Genomic DNA, 26,159 nt, shown 5'->3' with positions numbered 1-26,159 from the left:
TTTGGCCCGGCGGGTGGGGCAGTTTCATGTTTTGTAATTGGTAAGATTGAAGGGGGACTTGACATTTTACTAGTTGCCAGGGCTTAGGGCAGTGTCCCGTGCCAGAGCCGCGTGTTGCCTGGCCCCACGACGCAACGTTGGAGACGGCGGCTGTCAGTGATGACGTGAGCGGGGGGTCTTGGGCGTAGTTGCCTGTGGGCGACGTGGGCTGTCTTTATATATTTATTAAACTGTGGCAATTAAAGACTATGGACGTAGAGACTGTCAGGAAGTTAGGTGTAAGGCTCAGGGAGGTTCTTGGGCTCGCGACGTTTCCAGTTGGTGTAAAATTCTGCCATAGGGGTGGTGCGTGTGATTTGTCTGGGTTTAGGAGACCTTATAGAGACTTTGGGATTAGGATGGCGTTTTGTCAAGTGATAAACATGGCGAGGACTTATGGCTGGTCGCTGGCTGTGGGTTTAGAGGACTCCTTCTGTATGATAGGGGCGCAGGCGTTGGGCTTGGTAGATAAACACTTGGACTATATAGATGGCGAGATCCCCAAGTGGCATACATCTAGCAGAGAGGTTATGGACGCTATAGTGAGGGCGTTAAATACGCGGTCGCTTGAGCCTAGTTCTGTGGATTTTGTGCTTGTGGCGCCTCTTGAGCGTTCTACTTTTGTACCCGATGTGGCAATCATCTATGGCCTGCCGGCTCAGATAACTACTATGGCTAAGGCGCTTGTTTGGCATGGCGTAGTGCCAGAGATGGCGTTTTTAGGCATGGCGTCGTGTACATTGATACCATATTCATATAAAACAGGCCGTGTACAAATAAACCTGCCTGGCACCGGCGAGCTTATCTTAGGCAGGACCGAGAGCCACGAGGTAGGCCTGGTCGTGCCTATAGACAAGGTAGAGTTGATACTAACAGGTATAGAGGCCGTTAGGAAGATCCACCCATACCCATTGGCCAAGTTCTCGTTGTACGAGCCTAGAGTGCCCAGCTGGTACCAAGTCTTGACTTACGACTACTATAAGCAGAGGAGTTGAGGACGCTTAGCAATGCTAGCGGCTAGGCTCTACGGCCCACGCGACCTGCGCGTCGAGGAGATTCCGGCGCCCAAGCCAGAGCGGGGGTGGGCGCTGGTGAGGACGCTGGCGGTAGGGATCTGCGGCACGGACAAGGCATTCTACAGGGGGACCTACCGGCTGTTTAAGTCGCCTCTTGTGCCGGGGCACGAGGTGGTGGGGGTTGTGGAGGGGGGCGAGTTGGACGGAAGAGTCGTCGTCAGCGAGATAAACTTCGCCTGTGGTAGGTGTGAGATGTGTAGAGCCGGCCTCTACACGCACTGCCCCTACAAGAGGACGCTTGGGATAGACTTCGACGGGGGGATGGCGGAGTACTTCGTGGCGCCTCTGGAGGCCCTCCACCCGGCCGAGGGGCTGGACCCAGCCGCCGCCACTCAGGTGGAGCCGCTGGCGGCTGTGTTGAACGCCCTTGCCCAGGTGCCGCCTCCGCCGGGGGCGAAGGTGGCCATCCTGGGGACGGGGAACGTGGCCTACCTCGCGGCGCAGGTCCTCAGGGGATTCGACCCCGTAGTGGTGGCTAGGCGGGGGAGCGCCAAGGCGCACCTCTTCCGGGGGCTGGGGCTGGAGGTGGTGGAGTTGGGCGAGCTGGGTGAGTACATGGTGGAGAACGCGCCGCTGGGGTTCGACGTCGTGTTTGAGGCCAGCGGCGACCCCTCTGCGATTAACACGGCTATAGAGATCGCCAGGCCCCGCGGCGTGATACACCTAAAGTCCACCCCCGGCTCCCCCTCCCCCGCCAACCTAACGCCGGCGGTGGTCAAAGAGCTGAGGATAGTGGGCACGAGATGCGGCACATACAGAGAGTTCAGACACGCCATCAAGCTCATCAGGGAAGGCGCCGTGAAGCCCCTCATAACCTCCGTAGTTACGGGGATACGCAACGCGAGAGAGGCCTTTGAGAGGGCCCTCCAGCCCAGCGAGGTGAAGGTAGTACTGAAGCCCTAGCCCCCGGACCGGGGCCCCCGGCGCCCGTCCAGCCCCTCCTCCGCTGGCCCACAGCCCCTCCGTAGCGCAGGTGCTTAAAAAGGAAGATTCTTCCGAGGCCGGGGGAAGCCCGATGAGGGGGGATGATGTACATCCGCTAGGCCGACCTCTGACGAACAGCGTGCAAGCCGACCCCGGAGGGCCCCCGCCGGCCCTACAATCTATAAATTTTCTAGACTTAAAAATCTTCTGCCTCTGGCGCGTTGGCGGGGGGTACATTTAAACGTGGTTTATGTCGCATGTGATGTATGTGTTTGTCAGGGGGTCGTTGTTAGGAACTTTAAGAGCATTGGGGAGCTGGAGCTTGAGCTGAGGCCGGGGGTAAACCTCCTGGTGGGCCCCAACGGGGCTGGGAAGTCCAACGTCTTGGAGGCGGTTAGGTTCGCCAGGCGGGCTCTGGTGGAGGCGGCCTCGCCGTATCTCCCACATGCGCCGGACTATCTCTCGCCGCTTGACGTAATATACGGCCGGGACCCGAGACGGGAGATGGTGCTGGGGCTGGGGAAGAGGGGGATTAGGCTAGTGAGCATCGAAGAGATAGCCGAGCCGCTTTCTGTCTTGTTGGTCAATCTGTTGGCCAACAGGAGGGGCGACATGTTGATAAGGCTTTTCGACCAGTTGATACCGAGCTTTATGACTAGGACTTACTACTACTATGAGTATATGGACTACAATCGGGGCGACGTCTATGCGACGTCTTTTAAGGCCACGGTCAAGGTGCACGAGAGGTTCTACAGCGAGGTGTTTGGAGATCTCGTCGAGTTGTTAAGTGAGCTGTCTATGAGAATGGGCAAGACGGGGGAGTGCAAGTGGAGTTTGCCACAAGGAGAGAGGCGAATAGCCACGTGGTTTCTCTAGAATTTATAGTAGAGAGACCTTCCAAGACGCAATAAGGCGCGTCGCCGTTCAGACACAAGTCGGCGTATTCAGTTTTCTGTTGGGATACTTGAGAGCTCTTCTGCCGGCGTGCTATGGCCTATTTCGTTGTGTTTATATAGGACATCTTTCTACGAGGCGTGTTGTTGGATAATGGGGTGAGGCTGGTGTTGGATAAGTTTGCCGCGCCTACGGCGGCTGTGGTGGTGGGGATTGGGGTGGGGTCGCTGTTTGAGGGGAGGGAGAGGAGGGGCATAACCCATCTGCTGGAGCACATGTTGTTCCGGGTGCCTGGGTTCGACGTAGATGAGGCTGTGGAGTCGCTAGGCGGGTCTAACAACGCCTATACAGAGCGAGACGTCCTCCTCCTGGTTTTCGAGGGGGTCTCCGAGTCGGCTGTTGGGCTGGTGGAGCTGGCCTTCCGGCTGTATGCCAACGAGCGGTTTGAAGAGGCCGACTTGGAGCGGGAGAAGGACGTAGTGCTTTCTGAACTTAGACAGATTCGGGAGGACCCCTCCGACTGGGTTGGGGAGCTGGGGATAAAGGCGCTTTTTGGCGATTCGGACTGGGGGGATCCGGTGGGGGGCACGCCGGAGGCTGTGGAGTCCATCTCGCTGGGGGACCTCCTGGAGTTTAAGAGGAGGTGGTTCACGCCGGGGAACACTTTCGTAGTTCTGTCAGGTGGGTTTGGGGAGGAGGCTGTCGCCAAGGCGGTTGAGCTTTTTGGGAGACTTGAGGGGGAGGCTCCGCCTAGGCCGAGGCCTACGGCGGGGTCTGGCCCCAGGAGGATAGTGGAGAGCCGGGAGGTAGACGGGGTGTATTACGCCAGAGCTGTGAGAGTGGCTGTTGGAGACCCTGCAGAGGCCCTTGCCATGCTCCACGGGGCGGCCTTCCATCTGGAGTCTGGGACGAAGTCTGTCCTTTTTAGCCTCTTGAGGACGCCGGGCATCGCCTACTCCTACTATGTAGATTACGACGTGGTGGGGGACGTGGCCTATTTGGAAGTGGTGGTGGAGTCGGCGAGGTCTCTAGAGGAGGCGAGGAGGGCCGTGTCGGAGGCTTTGAAGCCGAGGTCGCCGCCTCCCTACAGGCTTAGGTACTTCGACTACGTCTGGAGGGTTGCGTGGAGGAGCCCTGCGAATAGGGCCGTGTCTATCGCAGAGTATGTGGCGAAGGGTGGGAGGCTGGAGGAGGCCGAGGCGGCTTTTAAGAGGGCGGCTGAAAGAGGCACTCTCTGGATTACGCCTCTGGAGGAGGCCGAGGCTGTTATAACACCAGAAAAACTTATATAATGGCTCAATCTCCACATTATGACTTCAAAAACTACTCTCGCCATAGCTATAATAGCTCTGTTTTTAGCCGCAGCGGCTTTTATACAGAGCTATTACGCAGTCCAGGGGGTAAACGATAGACTTACACAACTCCAAGCGAGAGTAGACGCGGTGGGAGCCGAGGTGTCGAGGGGCCTCGCGAGGCTTGAGGGGAAGTTGGCGTCTATAAACTCGACGGCGGCCGCCGCCTACAGAGAGGTCAAGTTGCTTAGGGAGATCTCGGAGAGGCCCTCTGACTACGTGCCTGTGAGGTACGCCAGACTCTTCTCCATACAGTACGAGGGTGACGTCTACCTCTTGAGGGACGCCCTCGGGAGGAGGATACTCCTCCTGCCGCGGGGCCTGCCGCAGGACCTCGCCGACTATTACAGGGCGAAGTACAGGCCGGACGTGGTGGTGTACTACCCCGTCAAGAGGGCCGTCTACATGGCCTCCACTGAGGTGGCCATGGCCTACAGGCTGTATAAAGAGGCGGGGAGGGCCGACGTCCTTAGGTCGATCGTGGGGGTGATGTGGGGGAGGGAGTACCGGTGGTACCTCCCGGAGGTAGAGGCGATGCTTAACAACGGCACTATAGCCGACGTGGGGCCCGCCTACTCGCCCGACTTTGAGAAGATCGCCTCACTGAAGCCCGACGTGGTGTTTGTCTTCTACTACCCCGGCCCCTACGGCACTGAGTCTGTAGTGAAGAAGCTGGACCAGCTGGGGATCCCCTACGCCGTGGTTAACGAGTTCCAGGAGCAGACGGCCCTTGGGAGAGCCGAGTGGATTAAGTTCATAGCCGCCTTCTACAACGCCACTGACGACGCCGTCAAGATATTCGACAGGGTGGAGGCGAAGTGGAGCTCCCTGGCCTCCCTCGTGGCCGACTTAGACAGGCCTAGGGTGGCGTGGTTCACCATATTCGGCGGCGTTTTGTACCCCGCAGGGGCGGGGGTGAGGGATCTAATTAGGATTGCTGGCGGGAGGTACGCCTACGCCAACTACAGCAGGGTGGATCTCGAGGTGGTGATGAAGCACAAAAACGACGTAGACGTCTTGATCTGGTCTAGCTACGGCGTCTCTAGCGTGAAGGATCTGCTCAAGGCGGAGCCGAGGCTGGCGGAGCTTAGGCCGGTGGTGCTTGGGAGGGTCTACGCCTACAGCCCCGCCTTCTACCAGCTGGCCAACGCCTACCCCGAGCGGCTGCTGGAGGAGCTGGTGTGGATTATACACCCCGAGGTGGCGCCGCCTGGCAACTTCACCCTATTTGTGCATCTACAGTGAGGCGGCTCCTCCTCCTGGCGGCCCCCCTCCTTTTTTCCGCAGAGCTCCTCCTCGGGCAGGCGGGCCTAGACTGGGGGATAGTGGGCGCCGTTAGACTCCCCAGAGCCCTCGGCGCCGCCGTGTCGGGCGCCCTCCTGGGGATGTCGGGGCTGTTGCTACAGACCTCTCTGAGGAACCCCTTGGCGGATCCCTACGTTCTGGGGGTAAGCGGCACGGCAATGTTGACTGCCCTCGGCTCTTATCTCCTCTGGCGCCTGTGGGGCCTCCCCTATGTGGGCTACTTCCTAGGCGCGGTGGTCGGGGCGGCTGTAGTAATTGTAGGATTGACGACGCTGGCTAGGAGAGCCTCTCTCTTTGTGGTGTTAATGGTGGGGATCCTCGTTTCCTTTGTCACTGGGGCGGCTCTCCAGTTGGCTCTCCTCTTGCTTCCGCCGGAGGAGCTTGGCTACATATACCTCGGCCTGCAGGGGAACTACGGGGCCTATCCGCCCGGCCTTCTGGGGTGGGCCGTGGCTGGAGCTTCTGTTGTCCTATTGGCAACGGTGTATCTAAACTCCCGGCACATCTCGGCGCTTGTCCATGGGGAGGAAGCGGCGGCTGGCCTGGGGGTAGACGTGAGGAGAGTCTCGGCGTTAGTGGTGGCGGCGGCTTCTGCGGGGGCCGGCCTTGCTGTGGCGTCGGTGGGACCGGTGGGGTTTGTGGGCCTTCTGGCGCCTCACATGGCCCGGTGGGCGGCGGGTAGCCACAGAGTGGACAAGATCCTCTTCGACGCGGCGGCGGTGGGGGCCGTCCTCTCGCTGGGGGCGGACCTCGCCATGAGGTTGCTCCTGCCGAGGGACGTGCCGGCGAACGTGGTGCTGTCTATCGTGGGGGCGCCGGCGGCGGCCCTCCTCATGTGGAGGTATGTACGTAGAGTTTGACGTGGAGAAGAGGTTGGGGGACTTCCTCCTGAGGGCCGCCGGCAAGCTGGAGCCGGGGGTGACTTGCGTAGTGGGGCCCAACGGCTCGGGCAAGACCACCCTCCTCAAGATCTTAGCCGGCCTCCTCAAGCCCGACGGGGGGTGGGTTAAATACGGCGGGGTGTCGTCTAGGGTGTACGTAGGCGACCTCTACGTGCCTCCGGACGCGCCGGCGGGGGAGGTGGTGCTGTCGGGGAGGTCTAGGTTCTCTCCCCGGCCTGTGGAGCGGGAAGATGTAGAGGCGGCCCGGCGGTATATGGAGGCTCTGGGGGTGCTGGGGCTGGCGGGGCGGAGGTGGTCTACTCTCAGTGGGGGCGAGAGACAGCGGTTTGTAATAGCGGCTGCGTTGGCCTCGGAGGCAGATCTCCTTTTGTTAGACGAGCCTTTTTCTAACTTGTATGGAGATTGGAGGGGGAGAGTCATGCGGGTTTTAGAAAGTTACGCATCTAGACGTATTGTAGTAGTTACTACTCATCATATGGACGTCTTAGGCTGTTGCCAATGGGTCTACGCGCTTAGAGACGGGGCTGTGGTCTGGAGTGGCGACGCATCTAGCTACAAGCCGTCTGTAGAGACTACCTGCGGCTTTTGAGAATTGATGGCACTCTGCCCCCCGTCTCAGTCTTGGCATATTCCTAGGCCGGGGCCTGGCCACGGGGGCCGCCAAGTCTTTGCCCAGGGCACATATTTGACTCCAGGCGGTCTGCCGGACGTCTATGGGGGTTCCTGAGACGAAAAATTAATATATATCCTCTCAACGGGGGGCATGTCTTCAGCTGTTAGAATTGTAGAGAAGCAATTAGATGAAATATTGGCAATAGCTAGAAATCCGACTCAGATTAGAAACGCGGGTACTCTCGCCCACGTAGACCACGGCAAGACGACTACAACCGATTCTTTACTCATGGGCGCCGGTCTCCTATCGCCGAAGGTCGCGGGGAAGGCCCTCGCCATGGACTACGTCCCCATCGAGCAGCTGAGGCAGATGACGGTCAAGGCGGCGAACATATCGCTTTATTTCGAGTACGGGGGCAAGCCCTATCTGATTAACTTCGTAGATACGCCAGGCCACGTGGATTTCACAGGCCACGTCACTAGGTCGTTGAGGGTTATGGACGGCGGTTTGGTGGTGGTTGACGCGGTGGAGGGGGTGATGACGCAGACCGAGACGGTGGTGAGGCAGGCGCTGGAGGAGTACGTAAGGCCTGTCCTCTTCATAAACAAGATTGACCGCCTGATCAAGGAGCTTAGGCTTTCGCCTCAGGAGATCCAGCAGCGGATCTTGACCATAGTGAAGGACTTCAACGCCTTGATCGAGATGTTCGCCCCGCCGGAGTTTAAAGACAAGTGGAAGATAGATCCGGGCAAGGGCCAGATGGCGATGGGATCTGCGCTTCACAAATGGGGCATTACCATCCCCATGGCGCAGAAGGCAGGCATAAAGTTTAGTAATATTATAGACGCTTATGAGAAGGGATATGTAGACCAATTGGCGCAAGAGTTCCCACTGTATAAAACACTCCTATCTATGATTATTGAACATGTGCCGCCGCCTAATGTAGCACAGAAGTACAGAATCCCGAGGTTGTGGCGCGGCGATTTAAACAGCGAGGTTGGGAAGGCCCTCCTAGAGGCCGACCCCAACGGCCCGACGGTGATCGCCGTGAGCAAGGTCAACAAAGATCCACACGCCGGGTTGATAGTCACCGGCCGCGTCTTCTCTGGCACAATTAGAGAGGGGGACGAGATATATATCATCGGGAGGAAGATGAAGAAGAAGGTACTCCAGACCTATATCTACATGGGCCCGTCGAGGATTATAGTGCCCTATATGCCTGCGGGCAACATAGTCGCTTTAATGGGGGTAGATGAGGCTAGAGCCGGCGACACTCTCGTCGATCCTAGAATATCCGACATTCCGCCTTTTGAAAAAATGAGATATATCGCAGAGCCTGTGGTGACTGTAGCCATCGAGCCCAAGAATCCGGCAGAGTTGGCGAAGTTAGTAGAGGCTCTTAAAGACTTAGTTATCGAAGACCCAACGCTCGATTTGAAAATCGACCAAGAGACAGGCCAGATCTTACTCTCTGGCGTCGGTACATTACATCTAGAGATCGCCACGTGGCTTCTCAAAGAGAGGTCTAAGACAGAGTTTACTGTATCTCCGCCGTTAATCCGCTTTAGAGAGACTGTGAGAGAGAGGTCGCAGGTGTGGGAGGGCAAGTCGCCGAATAAACACAACCGTCTCTACTTTTATGTGGAGCCCCTCGACGAAACCACCATAGAGCTTATTGCAACTAAGGAAATTACGGAGGATCAAGACCCGAGAGAGAGGGCTAAGATCCTTAGAGAGAAGGCAGGCTGGGATACAGACGAGGCTAGAGGCATATGGGCGATAGACGATAGATATTTCAATGTAATTGTAGACAAGACCTCCGGCATTCAATACCTCCGCGAGATTAGAGACTACATAGTACAGGGCTTTAGATGGGCCACTGAGGCAGGCCCCCTGGCGCAAGAGCCTATTAGAGGCGTAAAGGTAGTTCTAGTAGATGCAGTAGTACACGAAGACCCCGCCCACCGCGGCCCTGCGCAAATTATGCCAGCTACAAAAAACGCCATATTTGCAGCTATGTTGTCAGCCAGGCCAACGGTGTTAGAACCTTTGTTAAGACTAGATATAAAAGTAGCCCCTGATTACATAGGCGCGGTGACCTCTGTGCTTAATAAACACAGAGGGAAGATACTCGATATGACACAACAGGAATATATGGCGTATCTAAGAGCTGAACTCCCCGTATTAGAGTCTTTTACAATTAGCGACGAGCTCCGCGCGGCGGCGGCCGGCAAGATCTTTTGGTCAATGCAGTTCTCTAGATGGGCGCCTGTGCCGGAGTCTATGCTTCTCGACTTGGTAAAACAACTTAGGAAGAAGAAGGGGTTGAAGGAGGAGATTCCAAAGCCGACAGATTTCGTCGAAGTGTATTAATTCAGTATAGAAACACTTCTTCACGTTTCGTGTCACGGCCGTTTCATCATCTGTTTTTCCAACTGCCTAGCTTAATATTTTTATAGAGATTCGAAATTTCTTGCATGTCCATTAGGACTTTATTGGCGGTTGTAATAATAATAGCCGCCCTCTTGGCGGCGCTCTTGGCTTGGCAAGCGTTTCAACAACAGTCGGCGAAGAGACTTGTGATAGTGGCTCCCCTTTGTATAACCGGCCTTCCCCGGGGGAGCTCGGGGCGCGCGCCCGAGCCGCACAGGGGCAACCCAGGCGCGCGGGGGCCCGGCCGTGCCCGGGCGGAGGGGCTCGCCAGGTGTAACAGTCGGCCGGATCCCCAAGGCCGGTTGGTTCATGTAGGAGAATTAGTTACGAGGTTAAAAGTAAGATGGACGCCAAAAAAGCGGGTTGTTTTGTCTTCTGGAGGATTTCCCAGTAGCGTTTTTTGGCCCATATCAGTGGCACGTTGTCTCTGTGGTCCGTAAAGCCGCAAGCGGGACAACGCATTATGCGCTTTCTCTCCTCCTCCATTTTCGCACCACAGCGGGGGCAGATGGTTGAGTACAACCTCTCCTCTACATACGGCAAGCCGTACCACTGCGCGAGCGCTTGTAGGCGTCTCCTCAGTTGGCCCAACCCGTCTAGGAGGTGTTTCTTCTCTCCACTCCAGTTGCCCTCCTTGAGCTCTCGATATGTTTCGTCTTCCATTGTGTCTACCACGATTGCGGCTTGGTGTTCCCTTGCTAATTTTATGATTTCGCCAACGATGTCTTTAATGACACCTCTTATCTTCCTAAACCGCTTTGATGCAAGGTGGCGCGCCCTCTCCTCGAGACGTCTCTTTCTCACGGGGTCCGCCTCCCTCGCGGCTCGCTCGTCGAGACGGCTTATCTCCTCGTGGAGTCTTCTCAGCTCTCTCACCGCGTCTTCGTCTAGAAGTCTCAACGTCTGTCTCAGTTTTCCGTCCACGAGGAGACCAACCGCGACGCCGTGGTCGAGGCGGTTTACGTCGACAACGACAATAGCCCTGGGCTCCACCGGCGTCACCTCTCTGGCGAATACTAGGGCGACGTAGAGTCTTCCATAGCTCGGTTCCTTCTCACAATCTCTCTTCTCAACGCCGAGGAACGCCAACTTCAATTTAGCGCCCTCTTCTACCCTCTCTCTTATCCATGCGACGTTGCCCTTCTTCAACTCGACGGCGAAAGGCGGTATGCCGAGTTTTCTTACTCTGAGAACGCCGCTCTTGAGATCGACGAAAACCGCCTTACTCGTATTTCTTTCGTTTTCGATCCTAAGTTGGGCGTTGAGCGGAACCGCCCTAAAGAATACCATATTGCGCCAAAACACCTTTCCCTGGTCTATGAAGTACTTCTTGAGACCGTACTTGGGAAACACCTCCTCGATAATCCGGCGCGCCAACTCCCGCTTGTCCGGCATGAGGAGTCTGTCCAACTCCTCCGTAGTTAGCTTCGGCTCCTCTTGCCCCGCAATCTCCTTCAACAGCCTTCTGGCGTACTCCTCCACCGCTAGGCACATCCTCGTGACGAGGTTTAGGACGTCTGGCCTCTCTTCTACCAACTGCCAGGGGATTTCCACCTTCAGCGTTCTGTATACGTACATGGCCTTGTATGTGGTGGGGTTGAAATCTCTGTTGGTTATAGAAGACACACGGGGGCAGGCCAAAAGTTTTACAAGACAAACCCACGGCGCCGTGCCCCGCCTCTCCTCAGAGCCGGCGAAACCCGCCCCTCTCCCCTGGCGCCGTCGTGAAGGCGGCGTTGAGAGATGCGTGCCGGCCATGTTGCTAATCTTCGCCGCCACTAGGGCGGTTGCCGTCGTGAGCTATTGATACCCGCCGGTGTCATACACACGCCGCCGTTGCCACCCCTCGCGTTGTTCATACCAGTGCCGATAATTGCAATGTTGACGGCGCTTATGGTGAAAACCACAATAGAACAAACTCGTTTTTAACCCACCCACACCTCTAAACAACGCAACCACACACCACTTTCTACTCCCTCGGTTCACCTGCCTGACAGCGACGACGTGGGGCAGGTGTGTGAAAGGAGTTGAAAGGGCACGTCAAGCTTTTCCGTACATGTGGCGGGAGAGGTATGGGTCCGCTGTTACTCGTGGTTGGGCTCGCCGCCGTGGCGGTTAGCAATGTGGTGTTGGCTTTGTCAAACTTCGCCGTGTTTGCCAATGCGGTGGTTGGGTTTCTGTCGCGGGGTAAGAAACAGAGACAACCCGCCCTGGGACGTGGCCATTGGGGTGCCTGAGTTCTACTACATGGTGCTTATCGAAAGGGGCGTGCTATATTGTCCGGGCTTCAAGGTGGAGGGGGTGCCGGCCGAGGAGTACTGGGATCCCCACGGCTGCGTTTACCCGCTTGATAAGTCGTACATAGGGATTGTCTACAACGAGACAGCTCTCGCCGCGCGGGGCCTCAAGCCGCCTCAGACCCTCGACGATCTTCTGAAGCCGGAGTACAGGGGGCTTGTCACATATCCCAACCCGGTTCAGTCCGGCACCGGCCTCGCCGTGCTCTCGTGGGTGATGTCTGTGAAGGGGGAGGAGGAGGGCTGGCGCTACCTCAAACAGCTGGCCGGCCAGATCTCTAAGATCGGCTATCCTTCAGGATTTACGCCATTGAGAAGCGCATTGAAGAGGGGTGATGTATTGATCGCCCTCTCGTGGTACAGCCACGCCATCGACCCAGGCACGCCGAATATAAAGGCCGCGACGTACAGCGCCTTCTTGTATAGGGAGGGGGTTGCTGTGTTGAAAAACGCCAGGAATAGAGACCTGGCTGTGGAGTTCGTCAAGTTCGCACTGAGTAAAGAGGGGCAAGATCTTGTCGACCCATACAACTACATGCTCCCGGTTAGGCCAGACGCCGTTATTAAAAACAACAAGGGCCTCCCGCAGCCCCAGTCTGTGGTGGTGTACAACTCTGCCCTGGGCGCAAAGGCCGACGAGTGGAGGCTGAGGTGGCAGAGAGAAATCGCCTCTGGGTGAAGCCCTACGGAATCCCAGCCCTCTTTTTCTTAACTGTATTTTCAACGCCATATGTCCTACTCCTGACACAATTCGGGGTTTCCCTCCAGCTGGACTCCTATACTCTCTGGGTTTTTCTCTTCACGGTGGTTCAGGCAGCCGCCTCCGCCATCTTGTCTATAGCGCTGGGGCTGGCGCTCCTCCCCGCCTACCTGAGGGCCCCCTGGGTGAGACCTCTTGTTTTAATTCCATTTTTCGCCCCTGCTCTATCAACAGTAGACGCGTTGGTTCGTATCCACGGCGACTTTATGTACGGGCCTTGGGGGATTGTTGTTGCGCATGCAGTTTACTACAGCCCCTACGTCGCTTTGCTTCTAGAGTCTAACCTGAGGTCCATCCTCTCAGATCTTCTTGACGCACTTATTCTTTATACAAGACGCCGCATAACTACCATAAGGGTCTTCTTAGCAGAGCTCAAGCCATCTCTCCTCTACTCTCTATATACGACCTTTGTCTTTAGCTTCTTGAGCTTTACCACGCCGCTTCTCCTCGGCGGGCGCTGCCCAACTGTAGAGCTTCTCGTCTATATATACGCTACTTCCTTCGCCACAACAAACCTAGTCTCTACGTTGGTCTTGGTTATGTTAATATCTTCAATAGCTCTCGCCATCCCCCTTTTTAAGATCCCCCCACCGCCTGCCGCAGGCCCATCTCTCTCGGCTCCCCGTCCAAGTCTACTTATGCTGTTTCTCTCATTTATAGTTGTGTCATATTTCGCGGCAGTTGCCACATATATATTCCTTCCTCTGTCAAATCCTAGAGGTCTTGAAGCTATGGCGCAACCGCTTGCTAATAGCGTTTCTGTAGCTTTTGTTTCCTCGGCGGCGGCTATAGCATTTTCTCTCGCTCTTTTAGTTGGAGACGTAGCGATGTCTAAGACGTCGGCAGTCGCATATGTAATATCTCTTTCGCTTTCTAGAAGTCTTTTTGCACTCGGCTTTTTCCACCTTGCGCAACCTCTCTACGGCACGCTTTTTATTCTCGCCATAGCACACGCCCTGGTACTTACGCCTCTAGTATACTCAGTTATAAAGCCGGCGTGGGAGAAAATTAGGGCAGACGCGAGAGAGTCTTGCGTACTTTATCTAGGCCCACTGAGGTGTGTTTTAAGAGTGGTCACAGAGTCTCTAGGCCCCACTCTAGTCCAAGCCTGGCTTATAGCCTTTGCCGCATCTATTTCAGAAACTACGCTGGCGTTTATACTTACCGCCGGCGGCGCGTCGACACTTGCGGCAGAGACAGCACGTCTTCTCACCTCTAGAGCGCCGGATTTTATAGAAACGGGGCATTTTTACTCGGCGGTTCTTGCGGCTTTAGTTATGGCGGCTGTGGCTATCTCTAGAGTTATTAAACCGCGGCCGTATTCGTTTTAGACAGAGAAACACCTCCCCCTAACTATATCAAATGTCACAACTCCAGAGGCCGGAGGCTGCGGCAGGATTAGCCTCACCGGCTGCCCGCCGACTTCAGCCAAAACTTCGTAAAGCCCAGCCCGATACCAACTGGCTAAAATACGGCCGCTGTATTTACCGCCTGGCGTTATGTCCCAGGGTCTGAAATATAGATAGCCACAGTCGGCTCTGATCTTGTTGACGTAGCCTAAAAACTCTGCCACCTTAGGCGCCGGGGGGTTTTCAAATAGCTCTACGGCGTCTCCATCTGCTACAATACGCCCATCCATAAGGACTACGACCCGCTTGGCTATATACGTAGCTTCTTCAAAGTCATGTGTCACATAGAATACAGTCCGCCCTCGAGATGCCTCGTATATATATGGCAGAATCTCGCCGCGGAGCGGCGGGTCTAAGGCAGTGAGAGGCTCGTCTAATACTAAAATCGGCGGGTCTGCCGCCAGAGCTCTCGCTAATGCAACTCTCTGTTGTTGCCCTCTGCTGAGTTGTGCAGGATATCTACCGGCTAGATGCCCCAACTCAAGTCTCTCTAAGACCTCTTTCGCAATTTTAAATGCCTCTCTTTTTGCAACCCCCCTAGAGAGGAGGGGCTCTGCCACGTTTTCTAACACAGTTAGAGAGGGGAAGAGGGCTGGGCTTTGAAATACAACTCCAACACCGCAGCGCCACGGCTCTGTATCTGTTACGTCTACTCCGTTTATATATATATATGCATCCCCTATCTGGTTTTATAAAACCCGCGACTATGCGGAGGAGAGTTGATTTTCCAGAGCCCGAAGGCCCTATGATAGCCACTCTCCCGCCGTTTTCAATATCGAGATTTATGGGGCCTAGGCGGAAGTCTCTAAAATTCTTCTTAACGTCCTTAAGGACTATCGACATCAACCGCCCTCACCTAAACAATTTTTATACACAAGCGCCTAACCCCCTCTGCGAGTGACAAAATTCCCGACTGTCCTCTGTAACATGATCACTTTTAGAGAGGTAAAGGGGGTTACTTTTTCAGCGCTTTGACGCGGAGGATTCCTGGCGCCGTTACAACTTCTTTCAGCTCGTAGCCGAGTTCCTCTAGTAGACACTGGACTGCCCTGGCGGTGGCTTGTACACTTTCTATACTATAGCCAACCCCTACTGTATCCATGGAGAACTCTCCCCCTTTGGCCTTGATTTCAAAACGTCTGGCTGGCACAACTCTAGCTAAATGTGGCAACAGCTCTACTGCTTTCTCTAGGTCTCCAAACACCGCCTTTATATATGCTGCGAGCATCCTCCCTGCGTCACACCAGGCGCGGTGTACGACCTCTGGGTTTTCTTTAGCCATATCTGTAATCATTCTATCGAGTAGTCTGCCGGGCACAGGCACGCTCTCGAGTTCTATCATAACTTTGTAAAATAGTGTAATTTCTTTAATTTGAGCCAGGCTGTAGCCTTGGCGTAGAAGTTCAAGCCCTACGCCGAGGATTTGATTCGCCAACGCATATTGCGTCATGCCGAGTTCTTCAGCTACCTTAGCCAGCTCTTCTGCGATTTCTTTAGCAACAGCTATGTTAACACGGTCTTTTCTCATGCTCATAGTCTACAAAAATCCTCAGCTTTAAAAATATTATATAAACATAACCACAATTATATGGCATATATCCAATCTAACAAGGGGGTATAACATCTCTATGTGTTGAAGTACATACATAAACGCTTTCTCAGCCTTTATGTACGTAACATCTATCTTAGCTGTTTTAGTCGGCTAGGGCGCTGGTCTTGGGGAAGGCTATAACGGGGAAACCACGGTATTTCTCTCACATGAACCAACCGGCCTTGGGGCCCTGGCCGACTGTTACATCTGGCGAGCCCCTCCGCCCGGGCACGGCCGGGCCCCCGCCCACCAAGGCGTCTGGCGGGGGCGAGCCCCGAGCCCCCCGGGAAAGGCCGGTTGTACAAAGGGGGACATTAGTCGGCCGCTTTATACAATAATTCGACGACCCCCGTCGTCTCTGCCTTTATACCCATTGTGTTAAACACTCGTTTTAGCTGTGCTTTACATGTCGCGCAAGGCCTTACGGCAGTTGTAAATTCAATGCCGCCATATGCCCTTTTCCAATACTCCACAGCTGTATTTAACATCTCTGGCGCTATGAGTCCGCCACCTCCTAGACAACATAACGACTCTCTTGGGTTTTTCCAAAGTTCTACATATTGGCCAACCGCCGCTTTTAACAACGCCCTTGGCTCCTCTATTAGGGGTACAGCCCCTCTGCTGTAGTTACATGGGTCCATATACACAACAGGCCCTCTAGTCTCTATACGCCTAATTTTCAACTCTCCACGTGTCAAAGCTCTATGGAGTATCTGGTGGATATGGGCGGAGGGCCGCGGCGATTTTGGAGCTACAAGTCTAGTGAAGATATGCCAGCCGTGGCCGCATTCGCCAAATATCGTAATGTGTGGCGAAACGCGTTTAATCTCCTCTAGATACATATTGGCAATTTTATACATATGCGCCCCGCTTAGGTAATAGCCGTAGTTTGCTGTGTCTGCAAGCCGTAGACTAATAACAACGTCGTATCCCACTCTATTGAGCAGATATATATAGCCCTTGAGCGCGTCTTCAAATTCAAAAATGTCGGAGGAGGAGGGGAATAGCAAGGCGTATCTACCGGAGGGCTTAACCTCGGCGCCTGAAACATCGGTGAATTTCTCGCCGTCGTATAAATATAAGCGCGCCGTCTCGCCTTTTTCACTCTCAATTTTTTTCACAACAACTCTGAGCGTCGCGGCTACAACTTTCGCCGGCATGCCTATGTTATTACCTCGCCTGAGGAAATTCTCAACGACTTTAGCCACATATGGTTGCGCCATCCCCCTAGCCGCGAGGAAATCTCTAACTTGTCTAGTCACTTCTGCGACATCCAGCCCCAGGGGGCAGAAGTAGGCACATCTCTTACACATAGTACATAACGAAAAAACCTTAAATTTCTCCTCCTCAGAGGCTCCCTTCCTCAACAGCTCAAGTCTACCCATTGGTGAATATTTTATATCTCTAGTGGCGATATATGAGGGGCAAATCTCGACGCAGTTTCTACATTTAACACAAGCTCTCGCGGCTAGGGAGGCGTATGCCATATGCGTAATTCGGCGCGTGGATTTATACAGTCTGAAGCGTGCAGTATTTGCACAAAAAGCCATATAAAAAGACACATGTATATTGTCATGTTGACGGCCTTTCTCCTAGTCTTGGCGGCTTCGGCAGTTGTAACACTCTATAGAGCCTATAGAGCTATCTCTACATCTCCAACTGCCGTAGCTCCACAAGAGTTTATGCGGTTTTTGACATTTGGCGCGGTTAGAGATAGGAGATTTAGAACTACATCATTGGCCTTTCACATTGCCATAATTACATCATTAATGGGGCACCTCTTTATATTTGTAAAAAATGTACCAACGACGTTGTCTAAGGCAGGCATGGCGATTGGCCTAGTTGCCCTGGCGTCTCTAATCGCCTTGATAGTGAGGAGGATTTTTACGGGCGATGTTCTTGCAGTATCTCTCCTAGCTTTGGCAACTGTGCTGACGGGGACTATGCTTGGCTTTGTCGCGCCGAGGGATTACCTAGTGGAGATAGCCCTCTCTATGCCCACGTCGTTTGATTTAGCCACGGCGTTGTTGTTGATACATGTCGCGTGTGCATCTGCATTAGCCGCCGCGTTGCCTATCACCTCTATGTGTCATATTACGGCTGTCATCACATATTTTGTCTATAAACTACGTGGAAGACAACATTTTTGACAGACAGCCGGCGGGAGGCTCCGCCCCCGCGAGTATACAAATGGCGTCGTAACTCCCGCCAAAGGTCTCTAGTAGCGTTTTCCTATCGATATTGAGCTCAGACTCTATTACAGAGACAGGGGGACATATCTCGTTTTCCAGCCAGAACCTCCTCACGTATTCTACAACTCTCCTGGCTGTTTCTGTAAATTTTATGCCGTTTATCTCTGCCAACAATTTTGCAAGTTCTAGACTCCACTCGCTACGGTTTTTGGGTATGCAGTTTTCTAGCTCAATTTTCTTGCCTGATATCACAACGGCGTTGGGACATTTCACAGCTATGTCTACAAGTCTCTTCTTAAAAACTTCTAAAGAGATGCAAAAAATGCATTAACAGATGGCGAATAACTATTTTTAATGTGGCGATAATCGGCATTTAATGTTTCCACAACTAGATGAAATACACGCACTTGTTAGAAAAACAGCAAGAGAGTTTGTAGAGAAGAGAGTTGAGCCTAACGCTCGGCGTATAGACCAAGGCTGGTATCCCAAAGAGTTGCTTAGAGAAATGGGAGAACTCGGCTTGCTGGCGCCACACGCTCCGCCGGAATATGGAGGACCTGGGCTAGATTTTAGAAGTATGGTAATTGTTGTCGAAGAACTCGCCAAGGCAAGCCCCGCTTTGGCTACAGTTACAGAAGTCCAGGGGTCTATGATAGTTTACGACTTGATACATTATGCAAGCAGCGAGTTAAAAGAGAAGTGGCTTCAGCCGGCGGTTAGGGGAGAGAAGATAATTGCTTTTGCTCTCTCTGAACCTTGTTGTGGTTCTGACGCCTTTTCGCTTGAAACTACTGCCGAGCGCGTCGGCGGCTCCTGGGTGATAAACGGAACTAAGCTATGGATAACCTCCGGCCTCTATGCCGACGCTTTTCTTGTCGCAGCTAGAACGGGGTCTCCAAAGGAGAAACACAAAACGGTAACGCTATTTCTCGTAGAGAGAGGGCGTTGTGTAGAGACCGCCCCAGTTGCAGTAATGGGCGTTAGAGGAACTGGCACAGCTGAGGTTAAGTTTAACAACTGTGAGGTAGGCGACGAGGCTATCGTCGGCGGGTTAAATGGCGCGTTTAAAGTTGTCCTCGAAGATTTAAACAACGGACGTACTTGTGTTGGGGCTATTGGGCTCGGCATAGCACAAGGCGCAATTAAAGAGGCCGAGTCTTATACAAAGAGGAGAGTTGCGTTTGACATGCCGATTATAAACTTCCAGGTGGTTCAACACTACATAGCGTCAATAAAGGCACAGATCGAGGCTGTGAGAGGCGTTGTTTATACGGCGGCGTATTTTAGAGATAAAAATAGCGAATTATTCCCACTATACGCCCAGATAGCGAAATATCTAGGTTCTCGACTTGCCGTAGATGCAACTAGGACAGCTATGCAGATCATGGGGGGCTTCGGCTATTCAACAGATTCAAAAGTAGAAATGTTATATAGAGATGCAAAAGCCACGGAGATATATGAAGGTGCAAACGAGATTGTGCTCAACACTCTCTTTAAACTAGCGGAGAAATACGGCTAAACGTCGTACACTTCGCCATTTCTAAAGAAGATTTTTCCGCCAACTGCAGTGGCGACGACTACGCCAAATGCTCTAAACCCCTCAAACGGCGTATATTTACACCTGCCGGCAAATTCCTCCCCCCTTACTGTAAACTCCTCGAGCTTGATAATTGTAAATACGCCGCCTATAATATCGTTGTTTACATTGAGGAAACGCGCGGGTCTGTGGGAATATAGCCGTACGACGTCGTCTAGTGTTAACACCCCCCTCTTCCAGAGAGAAAGCAACAAGCTGAGCGCTATGTCTAAGCTACATATGCCCGGCGGCGGGCTGTCTGACTTTTTCTCCTCCAGCGTATGCGGGGCGTGGTCTGTGGCGTATATATCCACAAGCCCGGCGGCGAGACGGGCGAGGAGTAGTTTTCTAAGTCCCGGCTCCCTAAGCCTCGGGTTGACTAGACATAAACCGCCTAGCTTACAGTTCTCTCTGTCTAGAAATAGATGGTGTGGAGTTACGTCCACCGTGGCCCAGCCCCTGGCTATATCGACAGTCTGAGGTAGAGAGACATGTGTCAGATGGACTCTGGCCTCTGTATCCCAGGCGAGACGTCTCACCTTTTCAACACACGCCATCTCAGCCTCCGGCGGCCTCTCGCCGTCTTTAAAATAAGCCGGGTCCTCACAGTGGAAAATTAATGTACATCCAAGGCCGGCACATCTCCTCGCGAGCGCCTCTATATGCCCCCAGCCGAACTCTGCTACATCCTCTGGGTAAACCTTCACAGTAGGAGGCCTTGCTCTATCTAACTCTCTAAGATCCACAGGCACTCCCATATGCACTCTGTATACTATGGGCAACCGCGCCCCCTCCCCTAGCCTCTTCTTGTAGAGCTCTGCAGTTCTAATATGGGGTTTTGTATTTGGCATATCGCCTACGGCGACTACGCCTCCTGCCAACGCCGCGGCGGCTCCGCCTTCCAAAGTCTCCTTATGTGCCAACTCCCAGTCGCGGAAGTGGACGTGTATATCAACCATCCCGGGCAGTATTATGTAGTCGTTTGAAAACTGTACAGTCTTACACCCCTCCCTCCCCAGTCTTATCCGGACGAAATGTCCACCTATATACGCTCTGCCTTCGACTCTTATACACACGTCTAACAAACAAGGCGGGGCGCCGGCTGCGTCTCAAAACGACATACGGCCCTCCCACTGGGTGTATACACCACGGCCTGATCCCGCTTTATATACGCCACGGCGTCTGCAAAATATCTAAAGCCAAAGTCTCGCTTAGCGCCTGCCAAAATTGTAATGCCGAGGTTTCTCAACTCGTCGGTTTCAAGCCGATTTATCTCGAGAGCTTTCCTCCCATATACTAAATATTCGACGTCAATACCTTCTGACACAACTACGTCTGCGTCTGTCTCAGTCAGCGCGTCGTAGAGACTTTTTACATGGGTGAAGTGACTCAGAGGGCTAGGCGACGCCCTTTGCACTACGGCCTTTCCACCGAATTTTTCAACAAGCTTAGAAATCACGTCTACGTCTCCAGAGAAGACGCGATAAAGTACCCTAAGTCCCTCCTTAGACAACTCAGCGGCTGTTTTTGCAAGAAGCGGCGTCACCATCTTTCCAACCAGGAAATACACATGTCCGCCAGCCAAGGGCCCAAAAGCCGGCGAGAGAGACTCAACCCATTTATTCCATGGACCTCTCTTATGCGGTTTTGGCAGTTCGTCTATAAACACCACGCCCCGTCCCTCTAATATGTCAAACTCGATATAGTACCCGGCCCGTCTTCCTCTTGCTTTAATTATACACATCCTTCTCTCTGCAACGCCGTTTTCCATCCGGAGCTCTAGACGTATGAGGTTATCTGCTATATAATCCAGAGGCGTTGTAGTCTCTTCTTCGGCGATTCCTATAAAGTCTATTTTTGCAGGTTTAAACACTCTATATACGGCATTTATAAGCCACTCCCTGCTCTGAGTCCCCTCTATAAGGGCCGAGATAGAGTCTGCCACAACCAGGTGATACTCGTTTTGAGAAACGGCTGAGACTATCTGGTTTAATATAATGTCTGGTCTTACAAAGATCATGTCCCAAAACTCGGCATTTGAAAGATCATACCCCAGCCTGGTTGCATTTTCGAGGAAGGTCTCTCTATCTTCATACAGCGAGACCCACAAAACTCTCTTCCCTCTTGTCAAATATTCGTGGGCGATACGCATGGCGAGACTAGTTTTACCAACTCCCGGCCTTCCAGAAATTGCTGTAACACCCCTAAAGTTAAACTCCATATTTAATACAACACCTATAAAAACTTGTGTTCTATATATCTCTCGGTATTACTCACTGTAAGTTTATTTATGCCAACGGCGACGTCTACAGCCCCCCTGTGTATAACGAGCTCAGAGCGCCTTGTCTCAACCCACGCAGGCCCTTTGTAAAGAGCTAGTTCTCTCCTCGTCGTGTATAATCTCTTTAAAAACTCCCTAAGTGGGGAGTCGGGACAGGGGCTGTAAGGCCTTCTATTAGTGTGGTCTTCTGCTCTGCCGACTTCTCCACATTCGCCACCTGCGTAAATAGAGGGGACTCCCGGCAGTGAGAAAATCAGAGCATACCCTCTATATAGCGTATTTATGTCAAAAATAGAGGCGGCTCTGTCTGTATCATGGTTTTCAAGAAAGGTGTTCATATATGGCAACGCCGCCGGCGGCGTAAGCGCTATGTATAAGTTTATCCACTTCACAAATCTATCTAGGTCTTTAGCCAGCCAATCTACCGCCGCCTTGTAGAGTAAATACGCTGTAAACCCTGGTACTGCCCAATAGAAAGGCGCTGGGTTTCCCATGTGTTCTCCAAATATATAAAGCCCCTCCGCCGGTTTTAAAATCTCCGCCCAGGCGCCAGGCGGAATTCCGTGAGCTACATCTAGCCTAAATCCATCTACGTGGCTTTTCCAAAACTCGACGACTTTCCTCCCGTATTCCACAGCGCTGGGCTTTGAATAATCGAGCTTTGGCATTAGCCAGACGTCTAGAAAAGTCTCATATGGCGGCTCCCCCCTAAATAATTCGCGAAGTGCCTCCATAGGCATCTTCTCTGCTATCTTCTTGACAAGATGTGTATAGCCTAGGTTTTTAAAAACAAAGGGGCCCTCTGGAAATATGGCGTTTCGCAACCCCACGTGGTAAAGCACGATATCTAACACAAGCTTCATCCCCCGCCGTCTCAATGTCTCTCTCATCGTCACAAAGGCGCTCCAGCCGCCTAGTTTTTCGTCTACCTGTAGGTGGTCAACTACGTCGTAGCGGTGGTAGCTCATTGCGGGGTATATCGGGTGGAGATAGAGCGTATCTGCTATATCAAGCGCTGTAATTGCGAGCTTAGCCACATCTTTTAACGTCCCGCCACAGTAACCCCGCCTGAGGTCTCTACAGCCGAGTCTATCGGCGGCTCGGTCTGGCAGAACTTCATACATCGCAATCACTCCAGGCGCATTGGCCACCGGTGGGGATTTAAAACGCCTAGTTTTACCACAACAACGGAGTGTATACCTCCTCCCTTTGACTAACCCGAGGTAGATAGAGAAGGGCCCTAGGTCTGCAAGTTTTACAACTCTGCCACGCCCCACCTCGGGCTCCTCTGGGGCGTATATACGGATTTCTACAACATCTCCCCAGTCCACCGCCATGTAGGGAACTGCGAAATGCCATGGGTATTCAGGCGGCGCCACTACGCACCCCTCTCGTCTGCCGTCTACAACAACCTCATAGACCCCCGGCGGGAGCTCTACGTACTCTCTAAAAGCCCCGCGGATCCAGCCTGAGAAATCGCCTACAGTCTCGCCGCCGGCTATTCGTACTTTAGCAACCTCGCCGTAGTAGGGATGCGCCCTCCAGCCCTCAACTACGCAAGTCATGTGCACAAGTTCAAATAGTGTTAAATATGATGGGTTATGCTCAAGCTTTCTAAAAACCCCTCTCTAGTCCGTTTGAAAACACGTGGCGAGTCTATATGCCCCATTAGCAAAGTGGTAGACTCCTTTGAGATATCTCTAGAGTATATCCCAAGAGGCGTCGCGTTGTCTATAGAGGAGTTTAAAAAAATGGTAGATAGCTATAGAGGCAGAGAAATACTTCACGAAGAACTCGCCGTAGATATAATGGAGAGAGTAAAAGCGGCTGTCAACCCGCCGTATGTCAAAGTAGTTGTAAAGTCTATATATATGGGCGTTGAGGTTGAAGTTATAGCTGAGTCTGGGGGCGTCCCGCCGGTGTATATCTAAGGCTCCCGCCACTTAGCCAGCTTAATAAGGAAGTAGAGGCCAGATATGCTCTGTATAGCTAATGCAACCGCCGCGGCGACAGTCAGCCAAATATCATAAGCCGCAAGGCCGGCGGCTTGTTGTATAAGTATGCCGGCGGCGCCCGTGGGCATCACCACGCCGAGATACGGACTCGGCAAAAGACTTGCGGGGTAGTAGACGGGGGCGGCCACTGTGAAGACTGTAGATAGTATCTGTGGCAGAGACCAAGCATATCTCATGTGTTTAACAAGAGAGGAGAGAGTGAAGCCAATTCCGGCTGAAGCTAGCCACAGCGTTATTAAGGCATATGCGGCGGGCAGCGTGAGGAGCCCCAAGCCAAGCCACAGCGAGATAGCTACATACGCCGCTAGCGTTGGCAGAGAGAAGACAAAAGAGCTGAGGGCGAGGCCTAGGGCGTAGCCGATGGGAGATACAGGGGCCGCCGTGAGCATACTCTGGTATTTAATAGCTAAGCGGTAGTAGGCGGCGTCGCCAATAAGAGAAATTCCGTTGGAGGCCACAGTCCACACCAAGCCGCCTGCTAGCCCCCACCTAAGGCCCTCGGCGCCTCCATAAACGGCGAGAATCGCTAAGAAAGACAGCGGCGTGATGGCATTTGTAACTACCCACACCCAGCCCCTAACTGCGGCAATCCACCCATTTATCCAAGCTATGACGAGGGCGTCTCTAATCGCCTTCATGACCCCCCACGGCGCCTATCTTAAGGAGGATGTAGTCTTCCAGCGACTTAGGCCTTACAACTGCCCCCTCTACATAGGCGGGGGTTTCGACATAGTAAAGTCTCCTATCTCCCACCTCAGCAACTGCGAGACTGTTTAGCTTAGTTCCATCTCTGCCGTAGATCTCCACGACGTATCTACCGGGCACGCTTTCCACAAGCTTTGCGGGCGGGGCGAAGTCAACTACACGGCCGCCATTTAAGACTAACACCCAGTCGGCGAGGGCTGCCGCCTCTTCTGCGTAGTGAGTTGTCAATACGACAGTGGCGCCGCGGCGCTTTAACTCAACGACGGCGTTCCAAACGACTCTCCTCGAATACACGTCTAGCCCTGTCGTCGGCTCGTCGAGAAATACCACCTCTGCCTCTGCCGCAAAGACAGCAGCTACGAGAGTCCTCCTCTTCATCCCCCCGGAGAGAGTGTCTATCTCTCTATTACGCACATCCCATAAGCCGAACTGTTTCAACACCTCGGCGCCCCGCCTCTTGGCCTCTTTGAGAGAGTAGCCCCTCAGGAGGAGGTAGCTTACTACAAACTCGTGGGGGGTGAGGAAGTCGATCGGCCTAGCCTCCTGAGGCACAGCGGCTATAACTCTCCTCAGCTTCTCCGCCTCTCTCACTACGTCAAACCCGGCGACTTGCGCCCTGCCCTCTGTCGGCGCGAGCTCTGTAGTCAATATTCTAACTAATGTCGTCTTTCCAGCGCCGTTGGGCCCCAGCACCGCCAGCACAACGCCCCTCCCCACCTCAAAGGTCACCCCCCTGAGAGCCCACGAACTGCCGAACCTCTTCCCGAGGTTTTCGCACAGGATCACAATTTTGAAAATTCTAGATGCCCCCTTAAAAACTCTTTAGGTCGTGTAAACTTTCCGCCTGGGGTCTGTGGGGTCTATAATAGATTTTACCAAACCGGCTTTTCTAAGACGCTCAAGCGCATATCTAACAGTCCTGGGAGATAGGCCGGAGAGAGCGGCTATCTCTGAGGCGGCGAGGGGCCCTCTTTCTTCAATAATCTTCTTCACCAATAGAGCACTTGGGGGGAGCCCCGCCGCTTGTTGGAAATTCTGCACTCTCGTCACAAGTCTAGCTGTGCCGACTTTTCTAACAATGGCAACTCCCCTGTATTTAATCTTCTCTACGCCGTCTCCAATTAAATAGACGTCTGACCTACTTTTTACATCGCGGAGTTCTATTACTACGTCCGATGGAAATACATGTGGCGGCTTTCTCAACGCGGAATTTACAGGCACCACCTCTACAACATGTGCCCTTGGGTTTATAACTGCGCCGCCTGCAGACAGAGCGTAGGCGGTTGAGCCTATAGGCGTTGAGATTAAACAGCCGTCTCCCATGTCGTTAAACACAAAGGCCCCATCTACGTAGAGCGAATACCGCACAAAAGTCGCGGGTTCTGCAGACAGAAGCGCCACCTCATTTATTGCAGTCGCCCTCTGGCCCCCGCTCTCGGCTTCAAGCCTTATTACGTCGATGATTTCAAAGACAAACTCCGCCAATAGCGGCACCTCTCTAAGCTCCAGCGCGGCGAGTTTTGCATCTACCCCAGGCGGCGATATTCCCAACACAGGTCTCTCTTCGACACGGAGAGCTCTAAGTATGTCGCGGTCTCTGCCATATACAGCCACTACTGGCGCCCCCTTCCTCACCTCTATACCGTGTTTTACAAGCACCTCGGCAAGTGTCGTGCTGTCAGTTTCCACTTCTGTAATTTTCACAGCGGCTTTACTTAGGTGAAATAAAAATTTGCCGGGTCTCTTATGTCCAAGAGAGGGAAGGAGGAAAATTTTGACATATATACACTTAAAA

26 protein-coding genes and 1 pseudogene are annotated in these 26,159 nt (G+C 53.3%); 15 read left to right on the top strand and 12 right to left on the bottom strand.

The window, feature by feature from the left end; genetic code table 11:
• The first annotated feature begins 248 nt into the window (after positions 1-248).
• The 8 genes from ACZ49R_RS10115 (at position 249) to ACZ49R_RS10080 (ending at position 9,478) form a co-directional block, all read left to right on the top strand.
• Positions 249-1,034 carry a DUF169 domain-containing protein gene (locus ACZ49R_RS10115; protein ID WP_464732996.1) on the top strand — a complete coding sequence of 262 codons (786 nt, stop codon included), beginning with the start codon at positions 249-251 and terminating at the stop codon, positions 1,032-1,034.
• Between the two features lie 12 nt (positions 1,035-1,046).
• Positions 1,047-2,018 carry an MDR/zinc-dependent alcohol dehydrogenase-like family protein gene (locus ACZ49R_RS10110; protein WP_464732995.1) on the top strand — a complete coding sequence of 324 codons (972 nt, stop codon included), beginning with the start codon at positions 1,047-1,049 and terminating at the stop codon, positions 2,016-2,018.
• A gap of 264 nt (positions 2,019-2,282) precedes the next feature.
• Positions 2,283-2,915, top strand: coding sequence for an AAA family ATPase (locus tag ACZ49R_RS10105; RefSeq protein ID WP_464732994.1), 633 nt, complete (start codon positions 2,283-2,285; stop codon positions 2,913-2,915).
• 158 nt (positions 2,916-3,073) lie between these two features.
• Positions 3,074-4,225: a M16 family metallopeptidase gene (locus ACZ49R_RS10100; protein ID WP_464732993.1), complete on the top strand. Its 1,152-nt coding sequence runs from the start codon at positions 3,074-3,076 to the stop codon at positions 4,223-4,225.
• Between the two features lie 18 nt (positions 4,226-4,243).
• Positions 4,244-5,530 carry an ABC transporter substrate-binding protein gene (locus ACZ49R_RS10095; protein ID WP_464732992.1) on the top strand — a complete coding sequence of 429 codons (1,287 nt, stop codon included), beginning with the start codon at positions 4,244-4,246 and terminating at the stop codon, positions 5,528-5,530.
• Positions 5,527-6,450, top strand: a complete 924-nt coding sequence (locus ACZ49R_RS10090) for an iron chelate uptake ABC transporter family permease subunit (RefSeq protein ID WP_464732991.1) — start codon at positions 5,527-5,529, stop codon at positions 6,448-6,450. Before ACZ49R_RS10095 ends, ACZ49R_RS10090 begins: the two co-directional genes overlap by 4 nt.
• Entirely contained in the window at positions 6,434-7,081 is a 648-nt protein-coding gene (locus ACZ49R_RS10085; protein ID WP_464732990.1) for an ABC transporter ATP-binding protein, read from the top strand. The genes ACZ49R_RS10090 and ACZ49R_RS10085 overlap by 17 nt, the downstream gene beginning before the upstream one ends.
• A 174-nt stretch (positions 7,082-7,255) precedes the next feature.
• On the top strand, positions 7,256-9,478 hold the full coding sequence (locus tag ACZ49R_RS10080) for an elongation factor EF-2 (RefSeq protein ID WP_464732989.1): 2,223 nt from the start codon (positions 7,256-7,258) through the stop codon (positions 9,476-9,478).
• 384 nt (positions 9,479-9,862) lie between these two features.
• On the opposite strand, the gene ACZ49R_RS10075 is transcribed toward ACZ49R_RS10080, so the two are convergent.
• Positions 9,863-11,116 carry a zinc ribbon domain-containing protein gene (locus ACZ49R_RS10075; protein ID WP_464734125.1) on the bottom strand — a complete coding sequence of 418 codons (1,254 nt, stop codon included), beginning with the start codon at positions 11,114-11,116 and terminating at the stop codon, positions 9,863-9,865.
• A 225-nt stretch (positions 11,117-11,341) separates the two neighbouring features.
• On the opposite strand from ACZ49R_RS10075, the gene ACZ49R_RS10070 reads away from it, so the two are divergent.
• The 4 genes from ACZ49R_RS10070 to ACZ49R_RS10055 all read left to right on the top strand — a co-directional run bounded on the left by ACZ49R_RS10070 (position 11,342) and on the right by ACZ49R_RS10055 (position 13,926).
• Entirely contained in the window at positions 11,342-11,467 is a 126-nt protein-coding gene (locus tag ACZ49R_RS10070) for a hypothetical protein (RefSeq protein ID WP_464732988.1), read from the top strand.
• Between the two features lie 143 nt (positions 11,468-11,610).
• A complete protein-coding gene (locus ACZ49R_RS10065) occupies positions 11,611-11,775 on the top strand; it encodes a hypothetical protein (RefSeq protein ID WP_464732987.1) in 165 nt (54 codons plus the stop codon).
• Positions 11,756-12,514 (top strand): extracellular solute-binding protein, encoded by a 759-nt coding sequence (locus tag ACZ49R_RS10060; RefSeq protein WP_464732986.1) that lies wholly within the window; start codon positions 11,756-11,758, stop codon positions 12,512-12,514. Before ACZ49R_RS10065 ends, ACZ49R_RS10060 begins: the two co-directional genes overlap by 20 nt.
• Positions 12,475-13,926, top strand: a complete 1,452-nt coding sequence (locus tag ACZ49R_RS10055) for an ABC transporter permease family protein (protein WP_464732985.1) — start codon at positions 12,475-12,477, stop codon at positions 13,924-13,926. The genes ACZ49R_RS10060 and ACZ49R_RS10055 overlap by 40 nt, the downstream gene beginning before the upstream one ends.
• Here ACZ49R_RS10055 and ACZ49R_RS10050 read toward each other — a convergent pair.
• From ACZ49R_RS10050 to ACZ49R_RS10035, 4 genes and pseudogenes are all read right to left on the bottom strand, one after another.
• Entirely contained in the window at positions 13,923-14,666 is a 744-nt protein-coding gene (locus tag ACZ49R_RS10050; RefSeq protein WP_464734124.1) for an ATP-binding cassette domain-containing protein, read from the bottom strand. The genes ACZ49R_RS10055 and ACZ49R_RS10050 overlap by 4 nt on opposite strands.
• Positions 14,667-14,733: 67 nt before the next feature.
• A pseudogene (locus ACZ49R_RS10045) lies at positions 14,734-14,847 on the bottom strand (ABC transporter ATP-binding protein); the annotation flags it as partial.
• Positions 14,848-14,959: 112 nt separating this feature from the next.
• Entirely contained in the window at positions 14,960-15,538 is a 579-nt protein-coding gene (locus ACZ49R_RS10040; RefSeq protein WP_464732984.1) for a hypothetical protein, read from the bottom strand.
• 371 nt (positions 15,539-15,909) lie between these two features.
• Positions 15,910-17,082: a (Fe-S)-binding protein gene (locus ACZ49R_RS10035; RefSeq protein WP_464732983.1), complete on the bottom strand. Its 1,173-nt coding sequence runs from the start codon at positions 17,080-17,082 to the stop codon at positions 15,910-15,912.
• 87 nt (positions 17,083-17,169) lie between these two features.
• Between ACZ49R_RS10035 and ACZ49R_RS10030 the strand changes: the two genes are divergently transcribed.
• Positions 17,170-17,745 carry a hypothetical protein gene (locus ACZ49R_RS10030; protein ID WP_464732982.1) on the top strand — a complete coding sequence of 192 codons (576 nt, stop codon included), beginning with the start codon at positions 17,170-17,172 and terminating at the stop codon, positions 17,743-17,745.
• On the opposite strand, the gene ACZ49R_RS10025 is transcribed toward ACZ49R_RS10030, so the two are convergent.
• The gene (locus ACZ49R_RS10025; RefSeq protein WP_464732981.1) at positions 17,722-18,060 is read right to left on the bottom strand and encodes a TusE/DsrC/DsvC family sulfur relay protein; all 339 of its coding nucleotides are present in this window, start codon (positions 18,058-18,060) and stop codon (positions 17,722-17,724) included. The two genes, ACZ49R_RS10030 and ACZ49R_RS10025, sit on opposite strands and share 24 nt — an antisense overlap.
• A gap of 103 nt (positions 18,061-18,163) precedes the next feature.
• On the opposite strand from ACZ49R_RS10025, the gene ACZ49R_RS10020 reads away from it, so the two are divergent.
• Complete coding sequence (locus ACZ49R_RS10020; RefSeq protein WP_464732980.1) at positions 18,164-19,306, top strand: acyl-CoA dehydrogenase family protein; 1,143 nt, start codon at positions 18,164-18,166, stop codon at positions 19,304-19,306.
• Here ACZ49R_RS10020 and ACZ49R_RS10015 read toward each other — a convergent pair.
• The 3 genes from ACZ49R_RS10015 to ACZ49R_RS10005 are packed head-to-tail and all read right to left on the bottom strand — an operon-like array spanning position 19,303 to position 23,209.
• Positions 19,303-20,439, bottom strand: coding sequence for an amidohydrolase family protein (locus ACZ49R_RS10015; RefSeq protein WP_464732979.1), 1,137 nt, complete (start codon positions 20,437-20,439; stop codon positions 19,303-19,305). The two genes, ACZ49R_RS10020 and ACZ49R_RS10015, sit on opposite strands and share 4 nt — an antisense overlap.
• A gap of 2 nt (positions 20,440-20,441) precedes the next feature.
• Positions 20,442-21,584 carry an RAD55 family ATPase gene (locus tag ACZ49R_RS10010; RefSeq protein ID WP_464732978.1) on the bottom strand — a complete coding sequence of 381 codons (1,143 nt, stop codon included), beginning with the start codon at positions 21,582-21,584 and terminating at the stop codon, positions 20,442-20,444.
• 14 nt (positions 21,585-21,598) lie between these two features.
• Positions 21,599-23,209, bottom strand: a complete 1,611-nt coding sequence (locus tag ACZ49R_RS10005) for an alpha-amylase family glycosyl hydrolase (RefSeq protein WP_464732977.1) — start codon at positions 23,207-23,209, stop codon at positions 21,599-21,601.
• A gap of 36 nt (positions 23,210-23,245) precedes the next feature.
• Between ACZ49R_RS10005 and ACZ49R_RS10000 the strand changes: the two genes are divergently transcribed.
• Positions 23,246-23,575: a tunnelling fold family protein gene (locus ACZ49R_RS10000; RefSeq protein WP_011763690.1), complete on the top strand. Its 330-nt coding sequence runs from the start codon at positions 23,246-23,248 to the stop codon at positions 23,573-23,575.
• Here the strand turns inward: ACZ49R_RS10000 and ACZ49R_RS09995 are convergent.
• The 3 genes from ACZ49R_RS09995 to ACZ49R_RS09985 are packed head-to-tail and all read right to left on the bottom strand — an operon-like array spanning position 23,572 to position 26,068.
• Positions 23,572-24,297, bottom strand: coding sequence for an ABC transporter permease (locus tag ACZ49R_RS09995; RefSeq protein ID WP_464732976.1), 726 nt, complete (start codon positions 24,295-24,297; stop codon positions 23,572-23,574). The genes ACZ49R_RS10000 and ACZ49R_RS09995 overlap by 4 nt on opposite strands.
• Complete coding sequence (locus ACZ49R_RS09990; protein ID WP_464732975.1) at positions 24,284-25,150, bottom strand: ABC transporter ATP-binding protein; 867 nt, start codon at positions 25,148-25,150, stop codon at positions 24,284-24,286. The genes ACZ49R_RS09995 and ACZ49R_RS09990 overlap by 14 nt, the downstream gene beginning before the upstream one ends.
• A 36-nt stretch (positions 25,151-25,186) precedes the next feature.
• On the bottom strand, positions 25,187-26,068 hold the full coding sequence (locus tag ACZ49R_RS09985) for a winged helix-turn-helix transcriptional regulator (RefSeq protein ID WP_464732974.1): 882 nt from the start codon (positions 26,066-26,068) through the stop codon (positions 25,187-25,189).
• Between the last annotated feature and the right edge of the window lie 91 nt (positions 26,069-26,159).

Source organism: Pyrobaculum organotrophum, from assembly GCF_055384425.1.
The sequence above is the reverse complement of the archived record's forward strand: the minus strand, read 5'-3'. Positions and strand labels throughout refer to the sequence as shown.